The organism is Streptomyces sp. BK239, assembly GCF_004217285.1.
Taxonomy (GTDB): Bacteria; Actinomycetota; Actinomycetes; order Streptomycetales; family Streptomycetaceae; genus Streptomyces.
Window position 1 is genome coordinate 201,227 of sequence record NZ_SHKS01000010.1, and the last position, 15,044, is coordinate 216,270.

The 15,044-nt window shown below is 74.4% G+C and carries 13 protein-coding genes; 12 read left to right on the plus strand and 1 reads right to left on the minus strand.

The window, feature by feature from the left end; translation table 11 throughout:
* Window positions 1-318: 318 nt before the first annotated feature.
* The 4 genes from EV567_RS26140 (at window position 319) to EV567_RS26155 (ending at window position 4,982) form a co-directional block, all read left to right on the plus strand.
* Window positions 319-549 carry a hypothetical protein gene (locus EV567_RS26140; RefSeq protein ID WP_130444285.1) on the plus strand — a complete coding sequence of 77 codons (231 nt, stop codon included), beginning with the start codon at window positions 319-321 and terminating at the stop codon, window positions 547-549.
* A gap of 373 nt (window positions 550-922) precedes the next feature.
* A complete protein-coding gene (locus EV567_RS28350; RefSeq protein WP_278044786.1) occupies window positions 923-2,896 on the plus strand; it encodes a hypothetical protein in 1,974 nt (657 codons plus the stop codon).
* Window positions 2,893-4,113 carry a type VII secretion-associated serine protease mycosin gene (mycP, locus tag EV567_RS26150; protein WP_130444287.1) on the plus strand — a complete coding sequence of 407 codons (1,221 nt, stop codon included), beginning with the start codon at window positions 2,893-2,895 and terminating at the stop codon, window positions 4,111-4,113. Before EV567_RS28350 ends, mycP begins: the two co-directional genes overlap by 4 nt.
* A gap of 137 nt (window positions 4,114-4,250) precedes the next feature.
* The gene (locus EV567_RS26155) at window positions 4,251-4,982 is read left to right on the plus strand and encodes an SseB family protein (protein ID WP_130444289.1); all 732 of its coding nucleotides are present in this window, start codon (window positions 4,251-4,253) and stop codon (window positions 4,980-4,982) included.
* An 18-nt stretch (window positions 4,983-5,000) separates the two neighbouring features.
* On the opposite strand, the gene EV567_RS26160 is transcribed toward EV567_RS26155, so the two are convergent.
* The gene (locus tag EV567_RS26160) at window positions 5,001-5,381 is read right to left on the minus strand and encodes a DUF1844 domain-containing protein (protein WP_130444291.1); all 381 of its coding nucleotides are present in this window, start codon (window positions 5,379-5,381) and stop codon (window positions 5,001-5,003) included.
* A 420-nt stretch (window positions 5,382-5,801) separates the two neighbouring features.
* Here EV567_RS26160 and infC point away from each other — a divergent pair, with 420 nt between their 5' ends.
* The 8 genes from infC (at window position 5,802) to EV567_RS26205 (ending at window position 14,953) form a co-directional block, all read left to right on the plus strand.
* The gene (gene infC, locus EV567_RS26170; RefSeq protein WP_242621011.1) at window positions 5,802-6,473 is read left to right on the plus strand and encodes a translation initiation factor IF-3; all 672 of its coding nucleotides are present in this window, start codon (window positions 5,802-5,804) and stop codon (window positions 6,471-6,473) included.
* Window positions 6,474-6,584: 111 nt separating this feature from the next.
* Window positions 6,585-6,779 carry a 50S ribosomal protein L35 gene (gene rpmI, locus EV567_RS26175; RefSeq protein WP_004933563.1) on the plus strand — a complete coding sequence of 65 codons (195 nt, stop codon included), beginning with the start codon at window positions 6,585-6,587 and terminating at the stop codon, window positions 6,777-6,779.
* Window positions 6,780-6,883: 104 nt separating this feature from the next.
* Entirely contained in the window at window positions 6,884-7,267 is a 384-nt protein-coding gene (rplT, locus tag EV567_RS26180) for a 50S ribosomal protein L20 (RefSeq protein ID WP_004002577.1), read from the plus strand.
* Window positions 7,268-7,407: 140 nt separating this feature from the next.
* Window positions 7,408-8,274 (plus strand): RNA methyltransferase, encoded by an 867-nt coding sequence (locus tag EV567_RS26185; RefSeq protein WP_130444293.1) that lies wholly within the window; start codon window positions 7,408-7,410, stop codon window positions 8,272-8,274.
* Window positions 8,275-8,327: 53 nt separating this feature from the next.
* Window positions 8,328-9,461 (plus strand): ATP-binding protein, encoded by a 1,134-nt coding sequence (locus EV567_RS26190; RefSeq protein WP_130444295.1) that lies wholly within the window; start codon window positions 8,328-8,330, stop codon window positions 9,459-9,461.
* 128 nt (window positions 9,462-9,589) lie between these two features.
* Window positions 9,590-10,711, plus strand: a complete 1,122-nt coding sequence (gene pheS / locus EV567_RS26195) for a phenylalanine--tRNA ligase subunit alpha (RefSeq protein WP_130444297.1) — start codon at window positions 9,590-9,592, stop codon at window positions 10,709-10,711.
* Complete coding sequence (gene pheT / locus EV567_RS26200; RefSeq protein ID WP_130444299.1) at window positions 10,711-13,221, plus strand: phenylalanine--tRNA ligase subunit beta; 2,511 nt, start codon at window positions 10,711-10,713, stop codon at window positions 13,219-13,221. Before pheS ends, pheT begins: the two co-directional genes overlap by 1 nt.
* A gap of 391 nt (window positions 13,222-13,612) precedes the next feature.
* Window positions 13,613-14,953: a transcriptional regulator gene (locus tag EV567_RS26205; RefSeq protein WP_130444301.1), complete on the plus strand. Its 1,341-nt coding sequence runs from the start codon at window positions 13,613-13,615 to the stop codon at window positions 14,951-14,953.
* The last annotated feature ends 91 nt before the right edge of the window (window positions 14,954-15,044 follow it).

Consider the following 15,044-nt stretch of genomic DNA (forward strand, 5'->3'; position numbering starts at 1 on the left):
TCCCGCTACCGCGGCAACTAGCCGTAGAGTGACGCGCACGTACGGGGAGACGGCTCCGGCCGGAGACCCCGTGCCGGGATGCCGGCCCACCCGTGCGGGTATGCCTGCCCGGGACGGACCAGCCACGTCCGCTGCCGGGCCGCGCGGGCACGAGAACGGCCCGAGCGGAGCGACGGCGGCCGGGTGCACGACGGCGGCCGGCCGCAGTTGGCGGCTGCCGGGCGGAGCACCGGCGGCCGAGTGGAAGTAGGACGGTCCGAGCGGACGTGACGGCGGCCCGAGCGGGAGAACGACGGCCCGGGCACGAGGAAACGGGGGGTGCATGAGCACGGAAGCACGCCGCGCCACGATCCCCCCACGGCCCACCGCACCCCCGCCACCGACCGCCCCTCCGCCCCCCACCGCGCCCCCACGCCCGACAGCCCCACCCCGCCCGAACCGCCCCCCGACGGCGACGACCACCGGGACGACGCCGCCGGCCCCCCGGACGCCGCCACGGCCGACCGACGCCACGGATCCGGCCCCTGCGGCCACGCCCGTGACCCCTGAGCGGCCCGCCGCCGGGACCGCGACCGGCACCGCGACCCCTGAGCGGCCCACCGGGACCCCGACCGACGCCCTGACGCCTCAGCGGCCCGCCGCCGGGCCCTCGGCCGGAACAGGGGCCGGGCCGTTGCCCCCGCGGCGCTCCGCCGCGCCTGCCGGGCCGGGCGCCCCGCCTCCGCCCATGCCGTCCTCAGTCCCTCCGGCCCCAAAGCCCCCCGTGACCGGCGGCCGCTCCGGTACGCACCCGGAGGGCGGCTCCCCCGGCGCCGTGAAGCCCTCGACCGGGGACGCCGCGGCCTCGACGGAACGCAAGGCTCCGCCCGACCGACTCGCCCCACCCGCCCCGCACTTGCGGGCCCCCCAGCCCACGGACTCCATGACCCCGCCCCCACCGCCGCCCCCGGCCTCGGCCCGCTTCCCGGACGCTCCCCCCTCGGGCACCGCCGGCTGGACGCCCCCTCCCGCGCGCAACCCCGAGTCCCGGCCCGCCGCGGCCGACGCCGGCGCCCCCGGCTCGACGGACGTTCCCTCCGCGCGTCCGACCGCCGCCCGCCCGGTACGCCTGGAGACCATCCGCCCCGCCCGCACGGACGACGTCCGCACCTCCTCCGACGCCCAGAGCCCGCCCGGCGCGGGAGCCGACGGCCCCGCCCGCCCGGGCGTCACCCGCCCGGCCCGCCTGGAGAACCCCCACCCCTCGTCGGCGGCGGCCGGCGCGGAGGTCGTCCGTACCCCGGGGGCGAGACCGTCGCGACCGTCCCGCTCGGACGCGACCCGCACGGCCGGCCCGGAGGGTGCGGCCGCGCCCCACACGGGCGGTGCCCGCCCACCCGGTGCCGACAGCGACGGCCCCGCCCGCCCGGGCGTCACCCGCCCGGCCCGCCTGGAGAACCCCCGCCCCTCGTCGGCGGCAGGCGGCGCGGAGGGCGTCCGTACCCCGGGGGCGAGACCGTCGCGACCGTCCCGCTCGGACGCGACCCGCACGGCCGGCCCGGACGGCGCCCGCCCACCCCGTGCCGACAGCGACGGCCCCGCCCGCCCGGGCGTCACCCGCCCGGCCCGCCTGGACGGCGCACGCTCGACCACCGCCGGCACCGACCGCCCGGGCACAGCGGCTCCGGCCGGTGACCCTGCCCCGCGCACCTCCGCCACCACCCCGGCGAGCGGCCACACCCCGCGGCCGGACGCCGACCGCCTCTTCCGTCCGGCACCCTCCACCGCCCCGCCCGCAGGGACCGACGGCGGGCAGGCGCCCGGGGAAGGGAGCGCCTGGAGCCCCTTGCCGCGAGGTTGGGCGGCCGCTCCCGCCCAGGCCCCCCGGGACGCGCTGTCGTCCGCCGTGCCCGGCCAGGGAGGGGTGTGGTCGCCCGCCACCCCCGTCCGGCACCCCGACTTCGACGTGCCGGACGGGCACGAGCCGGAGTTCGACGCCCCGGCCGCCCGGATCCCCCGCCCCGCGGACCCCGCACCCGGCGGCCCCACACCCGACCCCTCCCTCTCGTGGAGCGCGCCCCCGCCCGGCGGCGCGACACGGCCGGTGGTGACCTTCGCGCAGCCCGAGGGGTACGGCGACACACCGCCACGCGCCGGACGCAGACGCGTACGCGGGCGCACCCTCGCCGCCGCCACCTGCGTCGTCCTCGGACTGGGCCTCATCGGCGGCGCCGCCACCGGCAGCTGGCTCGTCGGAGACGCCGCCGGCTCGGGGGAGCGCGGCGCGTACGCCACCGCCGGCGACCTGTGGCACAACGTCCCCGTCGACCAGCTGTTCCCGCCCACCGTGGACGGTCAGGGCGCGGGCCCCGGCGGCGCCGACCGCGCCTGGACGCGGGTCGCCGTCGCCCCGGACAGCGGCTGCGCCGGCGCCCTCGACCCGCTGCTGCTCCAGGTCCTCGCCCCGGTCGGCTGCGCCCGCCTGCTGCGCGCGACCTACGTCGACGCCACCCAGAGCTACGTCACCACCGTCGGCATGGTCTTCACCGAGGCCGACGAGGCCGGCATGCGCGCGCTGGCCACCCGGTTCGACAAGGAGGGCCTGGCCCGCCGGACCGACCTGATGCCCCGCACGTACGCCGCGCCGGACACCGTCGCCGCCGGCTTCGGCGACGCGCAGCGCGCCTCCTGGACGGTCTCCGTCCTCACCGACGCGCCCGTCGTCGTCTACGCCGTCTCCGGCTGGGCCGACGGCCGTACCGTCGCCACCCCCGAGCCCGCCGCCCGGGCCGCCGCGCCCGGCGCCACCTCGGCCCCGGCCCAGGCGGGCCTGGGCAACGAGGCGAAGGGCCTCGCCGACCGCGTCGAACGCGGCCTGCGCAAAACCGTCGCCGCCCCCTCGGAGCAGCCCTCATGAGCAGCCGTAGGACGACACCCCGGGCGGGACTGCTGTGCTGCCTCCTCGCCGCCTCCCTCGCCCTGCTGCCCGCCGCCCCCGCCCAGGCGGACGGTATCCGCGCCCAGCAGTGGGGCCTTGAGGCACTGCACACCGACCAGATCTGGCGGACCACCAAGGGCGCGGGCATCACCGTCGCCGTCCTGGACACCGGCGTCGACGGCGAGCACCCCGACCTCGCCGGGAACGTCCTCACCGGCAAGGACCTCGTCGGCTTCGGCGCGCGACGCGGCGACGCCGTCTGGGCCCGCCACGGCACCGCGATGGCCAGCATCATCGCCGGCCACGGCCACGGCCCCGCGGGTGAGGACGGCGTCATGGGCATCGCCCCCGAGGCCAAGATCCTCCCCGTCCGCGTGATCCTGGAGGACCGCGACGCGGCCCGCACCAAGGCCCGCAACACCCGCGGCAACGCCCTCGCCGAAGGCATCCGCTGGGCCGCCGACCAGGGCGCCGACGTCATCAACCTCTCCCTCGGCGACGACTCCGCCTCCGCCCACCCCGAACCGTCCGAGGACGAGGCCGTCCAGTACGCCCTGAAGAAGGGCTCCGTGGTCGTCGCCTCGGCCGGCAACGGCGGCGACAAGGGCGACCACATCTCCTACCCGGCCGCCTACCCCGGCGTCATCGCCGCGACCGCCGTCGACCGCTACGGCACCCGCGCCTCCTTCTCCACCCGCCGCTGGTACGCCACGGTCAGCGCGCCCGGCGTGGACGTCGTGATCGCCGACCCGGACCACCGGTACTACCAGGGCTGGGGCACCTCCGCCGCGGCGGCCTTCGTGTCCGGCGCCGTCGCCCTCCTCAAGGCCGCCCACCCGGGGCTGACCCCGGCGCAGATCAAGAAGCTGCTCGAGGACACCGCCCGCAACGCCCCCACCGGCGGCCGGGACGACTCCCGCGGCTTCGGCTTCATCGACCCGGCCGCCGCGATCAAGGCCGCTGGCGCGCTCAAGCCCGAAGGGCTGCGGGCCGCGTCCCACGGCGACACCTACTTCGGCCCCGGGCCCGACGCGGAGAAGGCCGAGGAGGACACGTCGAGCTGGGCCGCCCCGCTCGCCGGCGGCGCCGGGGGCCTGCTGCTGGTCGCCGCGGTCGTCCTGTGGCGCGGCCGCCGCGAGGAGGAACGGCAGGACGCGTACGACGTCCTCCAGGGGGAGCGGTACGACGCCCTGTAGGGCGTCCCGACGCGGGGGGACGGTGTTCAGGCGGGCATGGACGGCGACACCGGCGCAGAACCCCGTGACAGCGGTGCCCGCCCGCGCCCCGGGCCCCGCACCGGGCCGGCGGCCGTCCCCCGATAGGGTCGGTGACCGTGGCGAACAAGAACATCCCCGACCCCGGCTACTCCGACGACGACGGCTCCGCCGATCCCGCACTGAGCGCGGCCCTCGCCGCCTGGGCACAGGACCGCGCCGCCGTCGGCCCGGTCCTCCAGGCGCTCAAGGGCGCCCGCCTGCTCGTGCCCGTCGTGGCCGTGCTCGGGGAGGTCGAGGAGGACGAGAACGGGCTGCGCCGCGAGAAGACCAGCGACATGGCCGTTCCCACCCTGAAGGCGGGCGCCCGCGTCGCCCTGCCCGCGTTCACCTCCACCGAGTCCCTCGCCCGCTGGGACCCCGAGGCCCGCCCCGTCGCCGTACCGCTGCACCAGGCGCTCCAGGCCGCCGCCCACGAGAAGGCCGACACGGTCGTCCTCGACCTTGCGGGGCCGGTCCCCTTCGAACTGACCGGGCCGGCGCTGCTCGCCCTCGCCGAGGGCCGCACCACGACCGACCCGCTCACCGACCCGGCGGTCCTCGCCGCGGTGCGCGCCGTCGTGGCCGCCGAACCCGCCGTGCTGCGCGCCCACCTCGGGCCCGGACAGGCCGACGGCACCCTGGCCCTCGTCCTGGACCCGGCCGCCGCCCCCGCCGAGGCCGCCCGGTCGGTGGCCCGGCGCCTCGCAGACGACGAAACGCTGAGGGCCCGCCTGGTGCGCGGCCTCGACCTGGCACTGCTGCCGGCCGGGACGACGCCTCCGGGCGAGCCCCTGTACGTACGCGGATGAGCTGACGGCGTCCGCGGACTACTTGCCGTAGACCGCCCCGGTGTACTTCTCGCCCGGGCCCTGGCCCGGCTCGTCCGGGACGATCGACGCCTCGCGGAACGCCAGCTGCAGCGACTTCAGGCCGTCGCGCAGCGGGGCCGCGTGGAAGGAGCTGATCTCGGTCGTGGACGCGTCGAGCAGGCCGGCGAGGGCGTGCACCAGCTTGCGGGCCTCGTCGAGGTCCTTGTACTTGTCGCCCTCCTCCGTCAGGCCGAGCTTCACGGCGGCGGCGCTCATCAGGTTGACGGCGACCGTCACGATCACCTCGACCGCCGGCACCTCGGCGATGTCGCGGGTCATGTCGTCGAAGCCGGCGGCGCCGGGGGTCTCGGGGGCGCCCGGGGAGGGGGTCTCACTCATGCCCCACACGATAGGGCCAGCGACACGCCCCGCCGACAGCGCCCTCTTGACAGCGCGGGGCGGCGGACACCTGATTCGCGCGCGCCTTCTCGACCTGGTAATCTCGTGTAACGACCGGTCGGACACGCGTGCCACCCAGCAGGCGGGCCCGGCCCACAAGTGGAGACTCCGAGCTCCCACCCGACCGTCCCCAGGGCGGCGGGTCACCCCGGTCAGGCGGCCGCCATCGTTCCGTACGGACGATGGAGTCGCCCGGTAGCGCGCCCCGCGATCCTCGCGGTGGTGCTCCGGTAGTGCTTGGAGCCCCGCCTGTGATCGTCCGGGGCATTTTTTGTGTTTCGGCGTGGTTATAGGTCTATCGAACACAGACGTTACGCGGCCGTCCGCCAGACGCTCGCGTGGTGCTACCGAGGAGGATCCATCAGCGCCGAGCCCCGCATCAACGACCGGATTCGCGTTCCCGAGGTGCGACTTGTCGGTCCCAGTGGCGAGCAGGTGGGCATCGTCCCCCTGGCCAAGGCACTGGAGCTTGCGCAGGAGTACGACCTGGACCTGGTCGAGGTCGCGGCGAACGCCCGCCCGCCGGTCTGCAAGCTCATGGACTACGGGAAGTTCAAGTACGAGTCGGCCATGAAGGCCCGTGAGGCGCGCAAGAACCAGGCGCACACGGTCATCAAGGAGATGAAGCTCCGGCCGAAGATCGACCCGCACGACTACGACACCAAGAAGGGTCACGTCGTCCGGTTCCTCAAGCAGGGCGACAAGGTCAAGATCACGATCATGTTCCGCGGTCGTGAGCAGTCCCGGCCCGAGCTGGGCTACCGACTGCTGCAGCGTCTCGCGGAGGACGTCCAGGAGCTCGGGTTCGTCGAGTCGAACCCCAAGCAGGACGGCCGAAACATGATCATGGTTCTCGGTCCGCACAAGAAGAAGACCGAGGCGATGGCCGAGGCCCGTCAGGCACAGGAAGCCCGCAAGGCGGATGCGAAGGCCAACCCCGGCCGCTCGCAGAACGCCGCGGACGCCGCGCATGCCGAGGCCCCCGCCGAGGTTCCTGCAGAGGCCCCTGCCGAGGCTTCCGCCGAGGCGTGATCCGAGGGACAGCGGTCCCGCGGACGTAACCGAAACAAGAGCGACGCTCCACCCGTGCCCGGTTGTGACGACCGGGCACCGGAGCGCCATCGACGAGGAGAGAACGGCGCTATGCCGAAGAACAAGTCGCACAGCGGTGCCAGCAAGCGCTTCAAGGTCACCGGCTCCGGCAAGGTGCTCCGCGAGCGCGCCGGCAAGCGCCACCTGCTCGAGCACAAGTCGTCCCGCGTGACGCGTCGCCTCACGGGCAACGCCGAGATGGCCCCGGGCGACGCCGCGAAGATCAAGAAGCTTCTCGGCAAGTGACGTCGGGCGCGGATCTTCCTCCCGCGCCTGATCTCTGACCGGGACCCAATCGATTACCGGGTCGTGTGAGTCCAACCACGGCCCCGCTACAAGGAGTCAATCAAGTGGCACGCGTCAAGCGGGCAGTCAACGCCCACAAGAAGCGCCGGGCGATCCTCGAGCAGGCCTCCGGCTACCGCGGTCAGCGTTCGCGCCTGTACCGCAAGGCCAAGGAGCAGGTCACCCACTCGCTGGTCTACAACTACAACGACCGCAAGAAGCGCAAGGGCGACTTCCGTCAGCTGTGGATCCAGCGCATCAACGCCGCTGCCCGCGCCAACGGCATCACGTACAACCGCTTCATCCAGGGTCTGAAGGCCGCGAACGTCGAGGTCGACCGCAAGATCCTGGCCGAGCTGGCCGTGAACGACGCCGGCGCCTTCGCCGCGCTCGTCGAGGTCGCGCAGAAGGCGCTGCCGAGCGACGTCAACGCCCCGAAGGCGGCGTGACGCTGCGCCGGCTCCAGCCGACGTGACCGGACCCGCAGGCCCCCGGCCTGCGGGTCCGACTGCTTCCCCGAGCGCTCCGCCCCCGGACCCCCGGCGCCTGCCCGGCTCCGTCACACGTCCCGCCTCCCACCGAAGGTGCCATGCCCCCCGCCACCCCCGACCTCATCTCCCCCCGCTCCCCCCGCGTCTCGGCCGCGAGGCGTCTGGCCCGGCGGAACTTCCGGGGCAAGGAGCGACTGTTCCTGGCGGAGGGACCGCAGGCCGTACGGGAGGCCGCCGCACACCGCGCCCCGGGCGGCGCCGAGGCGACGCTCGTCGAACTCTTCGCCACCCTCGAAGCCGCGGAGCGCTACGCGGACATCATCGGCGAGGCACGCGCCGCCGGCGCCCGCGTCCACCTCGCCGACGAGCAGGTCATCGAGGACATCTCCACCACCGTCACCCCGCAGGGCCTCGTCGGCGTCTGCCGGTTCCTGGACACGCCGTTCGAGGACATCCTCGCCGCCCGCCCCAAGCTCGTCGCCGTCCTCGCGAACGTCCGCGACCCCGGCAACGCCGGCACCGTCCTGCGGTGCGCCGACGCCGCGGGCGCCGAGGCCGTCGTCCTCACCGACGCCTCCGTCGACCTGTACAACCCCAAGGCCGTACGGGCCTCGGTCGGCTCGCTGTTCCACCTGCCCGTCGCCGTCGGCGTCCCCGTCGAGCGGGCCGTGGCCGGACTCAGGGACGCCGGGGTGCGCATCCTCGCCGCCGACGGGGCCGGCGCGCACGACCTCGACGAGGAGCTCGACAAGGGCGCCATGGGCGGACCGACCGCGTGGGTGTTCGGCAACGAGGCCTGGGGCCTGCCGGAGGAGACCCGCGCCCTCGCCGACGCCGTCGTCCGCGTCCCCATCCACGGCAAGGCCGAGAGCCTGAACCTCGCCACCGCGGCGGCCGTATGTCTCTACGCGTCGGCCCGCGCCCAGCGCGCCCCCGAAGGCTGCCGCACCGTCAGTTCCACCTAGTAGGGTGACCAGCTCGGGGGCCCCTCAGCCGTCTGAGAGGTGGGGTACGGGGAATGAGCGTCGGCATGAGCAGCACACGGGAAGCACGGGCCGTGCCGCACGCCGCCGCGTCCCCGTCGCCCGATGACGCAGCCGGCGTCGACCCCGACGACCTGCCCGACGGACTGGTCGTCGCCGACGAGCACGGTCACGTCGTCTGCTTCAACGCCGCCGCCGAACGCATCACCGCCCTGTCCGCCGAGGACGCCCTCGGTAGCCGGCTGGAGAAGGCCCTGCCGCTGGAGGACCTCGAAGGCCGCCGCTGGTGGCCGCTGACCGACCCCTACGGCGGGCTCGCCATCCGGGTGCGCCAGCCCGAACGCAACCTGCTGCTGCCCGGCGGACGCGAGGTCCTCGTCTCCGCGCGGTACGTGCGCAGCGAACCCACCGGCCCCGTGCGCCGCGTCGTCGTCTGCCTGCGCGACACCGAGGCGCGCCGCCGCACCGAGCGCAGCCACGCCGAGCTGATAGCGACCGTGGCCCACGAGCTGCGCTCCCCGCTCACCTCCGTGAAGGGCTTCACCGCCACCCTCCTCGCCAAGTGGGCGCGGTTCACCGACGACCAGAAGCGGCTGATGCTGGAGACGGTCGACGCCGACGCCGACCGCGTCACCCGGCTCATCGCCGAACTCCTCGACATCTCCCGCATCGACTCCGGCCGGCTGGAGGTGCGCCGCCAGCCCGTCGACATGGGCGCCGCCGTCGGCCGGCACATCCAGGCCTACGTGGCCGCGGGCCAGCCCGCCGACCGGTTCCTGCTGCGCGTCGAGCAGCCGCTGCCCGACCTGTGGGCCGACCCTGACAAGGTCGACCAGGTGCTCAGCAACCTCATCGAAAATGCGGTGCGGCACGGCGAGGGAACCGTCACCATTGACGTCACGCCCGCCCCGTCCCCCCGTGAGGGGGAGGACGCCGGCACGTCGGTCACCGTGAGCGACGAGGGCGCCGGCATCCCGGAGGAGTCCATGAACCGCGTCTTCACCCGCTTCTGGCGGGGCAGCAAGCGCGGCGGCACCGGGCTCGGGCTGTACATCGTCAAAGGCATCGTCGAGGCCCACGGCGGCGTCATCACGGTCGGCCGCGCCCCCGAGGGCGGCGCCGAGTTCCGATTTACGTTGCCCGTGAGCGCTCCGGCCTATCTGAGCTGAGTGCCCGCGGGCGCATTCGCACACCTCCACCCCGTTAGACTCGGCCTCTGGCACCCATGTGTCCTGCACACGGCCCTCCGCGCCGCTCACGGGGACCATCCGCCAGCCAACCGGAAGCACGGGAAGAGATGTCGGCACCCAATAAGTCGTACGACCCTGTAGAGGTCGAGGCCTTGAAACCGGAAGAGATCGAGCGCATGCGGGACGAGGCGCTCGCCGCCTTCGCCGCCGCGGACTCCCTCGACGCGCTCCAGGAGGCCAAGGTCGCCCACACCGGCGGCACCTCCCCGCTGGCCCTCGCCAACCGCGAGATCGGCGCGCTGCCCCCGCACGCGAAGGCCGCCGCCGGCAAGCTCGTCGGCCAGGCCCGCGGCGCCGTCAACAAGGCCCTCGCCGGCCGTCAGGCGGAGCTCGAGGACGAGCGCGACGCGCGCGTGCTGGTCGAGGAGGCCGTGGACGTCACGCTGCCCCACGACCGCGTCCCGGCCGGCGCCCGCCACCCGCTCACCACGCTGTCCGAGCGCATCGAGGACGTCTTCGTCGCCATGGGCTACGAGGTCGCCGAGGGCCCGCAGGCGGAGGGCGAGTGGTTCAACTTCGACGCCCTCAACATCGGCCCGGACCACCCGGCCCGCGGCGAGGCCGACACGTTCTTCGTGCAGGCCCCCGACGGCGGCGGCGACAGCGGTGTCGTCCTGCGCACCCACACCTCGCCCGTGCAGATCCGCTCCCTGCTCCAGCGCGAGCTGCCGGTGTACGTGATCTGCCCCGGCCGCGTGTACCGCACCGACGAGCTGGACGCCACCCACACCCCCGTCTTCCACCAGGTCGAGCTGCTCGCCGTCGACGAGGGCCTGACCATGGCCGACCTCAAGGGCACCCTCGACCACATGGTCCAGGCGCTGTTCGGCGAGGGCATGAAGACCCGGCTGCGGCCCAACTTCTTCCCCTTCACCGAGCCGTCCGCCGAGATGGACATGGTGTGCTACGTCTGCCGCGGCGAGTCCGTCGGCAACCCCGACCGCCCCTGCCGCACCTGCTCCTCCGAGGGCTGGATCGAGCTCGGCGGCTGCGGCATGGTCAACCCCAAGGTGCTGACCGCCTGCGGCGTCGACCCGGAGAAGTACAGCGGGTTCGCCTTCGGGTTCGGCATCGAGCGGATGCTGATGTTCCGCCACAACGTCGAAGACATGCGAGACATGGTCGAGGGTGACGTCCGGTTCACCCGGCCGTTCGGGATGGAGATCTGATGCGGGTCCCGCTTTCTTGGCTGCGGGAGTACGTCGACCTGCCGGCCACAGAGACCGGCCGTGACGTCCAGGCCAAGCTCATTTCGGCCGGCCTCGAGGTGGAGACCGTCGAGTACCTCGGCGCCGACCTCAAGGGCCCGCTGGTCGTCGGCCAGGTCCTGACCATCGAGGAGCTGGAGGGCTTCAAGAAGCCGATCCGCTTCTGCACGGTCGACGTCGGCCAGGCCAACGGCACGGGCGAGCCCCAGGAGATCGTCTGCGGCGCCCGCAACTTCGCCGTCGGCGACAAGGTCGTGGTCGTCCTGCCCGGCGCCACCCTGCCCGGCGGCTTCTCGATCTCCGCGCGCAAGACCTACGGCAAGACCTCCCACGGCATGATCTGCTCCGGCGACGAGCTGGGCATGGGCGACGACGGCACCCACGGCATCATCGTGCTTCCGCCGGAGACCGAGGTCGGCAAGGACGCCATCGAGCTGCTCGAACTGGTCGACGAGGTCCTCGACATCGCCGTCACCGCCAACCGCGGCGACTGCCTGTCGATCCGCGGCGTCGCCCGCGAGACCGCCATCGCCTACGGGCTGCCGCTGCGCGACCCGGCCCTCATCGACGTGCCCGCCCCGAACGCCTTCGGCTACCCCGTCCAGGTCTCCGACCCGGTCGGCTGCGACCGCTTCACGGCCCGCACGGTCACCGACCTCAGCCCCGAGGCGCGCTCCCCGATCTGGCTCCGCCGCCGGCTCCAGAAGGTCGGCATGCGCCCGATCTCGCTCGCCGTCGACGTCACCAACTACGTGATGATGGAGCTGGGCCAGCCCCTGCACGCCTACGACCGCTCCCTCGTCCAGGGCACGATCGGCGTGCGCCGGGCCGCGGAGGGCGAGAAGATCGTCACCCTCGACGGCGTCACCCGCACCCTGCACGCCGAGGACCTGGTGATCACCGACGAGCGCGGCCCGATCGGCCTCGCCGGCGTCATGGGCGGCGCCGACACCGAGATCGCCGACCACGAGGCGGACGGCGGCACCACCGCCGTCGTCATCGAGGCCGCCCACTTCGACGCGGTCACCGTCGCCCGTACGGCCCGCCGGCACAAGCTGACCTCCGAGGCCTCGCGCCGCTTCGAGCGCGGCGTCGACCCGCAGGCCGCGGCCGCCGCCGCGCAGCGCACCGTCGACCTGCTCGTGCTCCTCGCGGGCGGCACCGCCGAGGCCGGCGTCACCGAGGTCGTCGCGCCGTCCGCGCCGCACACCGTGACCGCCCCGGCCGACCACCCGGACAAGGTCGCGGGCGTCGCCTACGGCCGCGAGACCGTCGTACGCCGGCTCCAGGAGATCGGCTGCCAGGTGCAGGGGCAGGACGAACTGCTCGTCACCGTGCCGTCCTGGCGGCCCGACCTCGTCGAGGCCAACGACCTCGCCGAGGAGGTCATCCGGCTGGAGGGCTACGAGAACCTGCCCTCCACGCTGCCCAAGCCCCCCTCGGGCCGCGGTCTGACCCACCGGCAGCGGCTGCACCGCCGCGTCGGCCGGGCCCTGGCCGGCGCCGGCTACGTCGAGGCGCCGAACTACCCGTTCGTCGGCGAGCAGGTCTTCGACCAGCTCGGACTGGCCGCCGACGACCCGGCCCGCCGTGTCGTCAAGCTGGTCAACCCGCTCAACGACGAGGAGCCCGCGCTCCGCACGACGCTGCTGCCCGGCCTGCTGGCCGCGCTGCGCCGCAACGACGGCCGGGGCAGCCACGACCTCGCGCTGTTCGAGACCGGGCTCGTCTTCCACCCCCGCGAGGAGCGGCCGGCCGCCGTCCGTCTGCCGGCCGACCGGCGGCCCACCGAGGCGGAGATCGCCGCGCTCGACGCCGCGCTGCCCGAGCAGCCGCGCCATGTCGCCGTCGTCCTCGCGGGCGCCCGCGAGCAGGCCGGCTGGTGGGGCAAGGGCCGCCCGGCCGACTGGGCCGACGCCGTCGAGGCGGCCCGGACCGTCGCCCGTGAGGCCGGCGCCGAACTGATCGTGCGCAGCGGCCAGTACGGGCCGTGGCACCCGGGCCGGTGCGCCGAGCTCGCCGTCGTCGTCGACGGTGACGAGCGGGTCGTCGGACACGCGGGCGAACTGCACCCGCGGGTGCTGAAGGCCCTGGGCCTGCCCGCCCGCACGTCCGCCATGGAGCTGGACCTCGACGTACTGGAGCGGGTCGGCGACGACACGCCCCAGGCGCCGAGCATCTCCTCGTTCCCCGTCGCCACGCAGGACGTCGCCCTCGTCGTCGACAGGTTCGTCCCGCACGCCGACGTCGAGGCCGCGCTGCGTGAGGGCGCGGGCGAACTGCTGGAGAACATCCGCCTGTTCGACGTGTACGAGAACGCGGAGCAGCTGGGCGAGGGGCGCAAGTCGCTGGCCTACGCGTTGCGCTTCCGCGCGGGGGACCGGACGTTGACGGTCGACGAGGCGTCGGCCGCCCGCGACGCTGCGGTCGCCCTGGCGGGCGAGCGGACGGGGGCGGTTCTGCGGGGCTGACGTTCGTCGCCGGCTGCCGCTGGGTCGTGGCCGGTCGCGCAGTTCCCCGCGCCCCTGAGAGGCATAAGGCGCAGCCCCATGCCTCAAGGGGCGCGGGGCTGTGACATATGCGGCTCCGCCACGTGGGCGCGACCAGCCCTCAACGACCCGCGCTGGACAACGCACCCGGTACCGAATCGGCGCCCCCGGCCGAACCCGCGGAGCGAACCGCCGGGCCGTCGCTTTCGAGGGGGAGCCGACGGCCCGGCGAACCTCTTGCGAGGCATTTCAGTCAACCGGCTGTGCACGCTGAGCGACAGCGTGCACACCGCTCGGGTGCGCGCACTCGGTTCACACCCCGTGTGAAGCGGGACCCACTACCCTGGCGGCATTGAGCCACCGGGGGGCACCCATGCAGCCCAACACACTGCTCGACGCGATCCTGGACGAGGCGGGGATCTCCCACGCGGGTCTCGCCGCCCACGTCAACCAGGCCGGGCGGGCTCGGGGGCTCGCGCTGCGTTACGAGCACACGGCCGTCGCGAGGTGGCTGAAAGGGCAGCGTCCGCGCGGGCAGGTGCCCGACCTGATCTGCGAGGTGCTCGCCGGCCGGCTGCGGCGCCCCGTCACCCTCGACGACATCGGCCTCGGCGTCCCGGGAGAGCCCTCCACCCCGCACGGCGCGTCGCTGTCGGGGTTCGTCGAGCGGGCCACCGCGCTGTGGCGCTCCGACGAACAGCAGCGCCCGCACATCCTGGGCGCCCCCGCCGTCACCGGCACGCCGGCCGTGATGCCGGTGTGGGAGTGGGAGAACCCGCCCGAGGACGTCGACGTCTCGCGCGGCGGCCGGCACCGGGTGACGTCCGCCGACATAGAGACGCTGCGCGCGGCCCGCGCCCACTACGAGCAGATGTACCGGAAGACGGGCGGCGTGGCGACGCGCAGCCGGATCGTCGGCTTCCTCAACGCGGAGGCGGCCCCGCTGCTGCGCGGCGGCTACACCGACGCGACGGGGCGTCAACTGCACCGCGCGACCGGCGGGTTGGTGGCGATCGCCGGCATCTGCGCGTACGACTCGGACGCGCACGGTCTCGCGCAGCGCTACTTCCACCAGGCGCTGCGGCTGGCCAAGGCCAGCGGCGACCGGGGACTGGGCGCCTATGTGATCGCGCTGCTGGTGAACCAGTCGCTGTTCATGCGGGAGCACCGGCAGGCCGTCGCCTTCGCGGAGGCGGCGCTGCGCACCGCGGGCAAGCACATCACCCCGGCCCTCGCCTCCGACCTGTACGCGATGCAGGCGAAGGCGTACGCGCACCTCGGCGACGGCACCAGCGCCCTGTCGTGCATCCGCAGCGCCGAGACGGCAGCCGACCGGATCATGCGGGGCCGGGAACCCGACGAGACCGGCTACGTCCAGCCGGGTCTGGTCAACGTACAGGTGGCGGAAGCCCTGTTGAGCCTGGGCGATCTCACGGCGGCAGCGGAGCACGCCACGGCTGCCGTCGGCAGTCCCGCCCACGACCGGGGCCGGGTGCACCGGCTGGCCATGCTCAGCACGATCGAACTGCGCCAGGGCAACGCCGACAAGGCGGTGGCCGTCGCGGTGGAGATGGCGGAGCAGGCGCGGGGGATGGAGTCCCAGCGTCTGCGCGACAGACTCCGGGCGGTGCGCGAACACCTGGTGCGCAGCGGCTGCGCGGGCACGTCCGAGGCGGCCGAACTCATCGACGGGGCACTGCGCGTACCCCTCTAGGGTCCGTCTTCAAAGATCGCCGGGTGGTGGATCATGGTGGGGTGATACGTCGCCATGAACTCACCGATGGGGAGTGGGAGTTACTCGCTCC

Excerpts from the sequence above, each read along its gene's own strand:
- EV567_RS26160 (WP_130444291.1), bottom strand. The coding sequence starts at position 5,381 with ATGAGTGAGACCCCCTCCCCGGGCGCCCCCGAGACCCCCGGCGCCGCC.
- EV567_RS26185 (WP_130444293.1), top strand. The coding sequence starts at position 7,408 with ATGCCCCCCGCCACCCCCGACCTCATCTCCCCCCGCTCCCCCCGCGTC.
- EV567_RS26190 (WP_130444295.1), top strand. The coding sequence starts at position 8,328 with ATGAGCGTCGGCATGAGCAGCACACGGGAAGCACGGGCCGTGCCGCAC.
- pheS (WP_130444297.1), top strand. The coding sequence starts at position 9,590 with ATGTCGGCACCCAATAAGTCGTACGACCCTGTAGAGGTCGAGGCCTTG.
- EV567_RS28350 (WP_278044786.1), top strand. The coding sequence starts at position 923 with ATGACCCCGCCCCCACCGCCGCCCCCGGCCTCGGCCCGCTTCCCGGAC.
- pheT (WP_130444299.1), top strand. The coding sequence starts at position 10,711 with ATGCGGGTCCCGCTTTCTTGGCTGCGGGAGTACGTCGACCTGCCGGCC.
- EV567_RS26205 (WP_130444301.1), top strand. The coding sequence starts at position 13,613 with ATGCAGCCCAACACACTGCTCGACGCGATCCTGGACGAGGCGGGGATC.
- rpmI (WP_004933563.1), top strand. The coding sequence starts at position 6,585 with ATGCCGAAGAACAAGTCGCACAGCGGTGCCAGCAAGCGCTTCAAGGTC.
- mycP (WP_130444287.1), top strand. The coding sequence starts at position 2,893 with ATGAGCAGCCGTAGGACGACACCCCGGGCGGGACTGCTGTGCTGCCTC.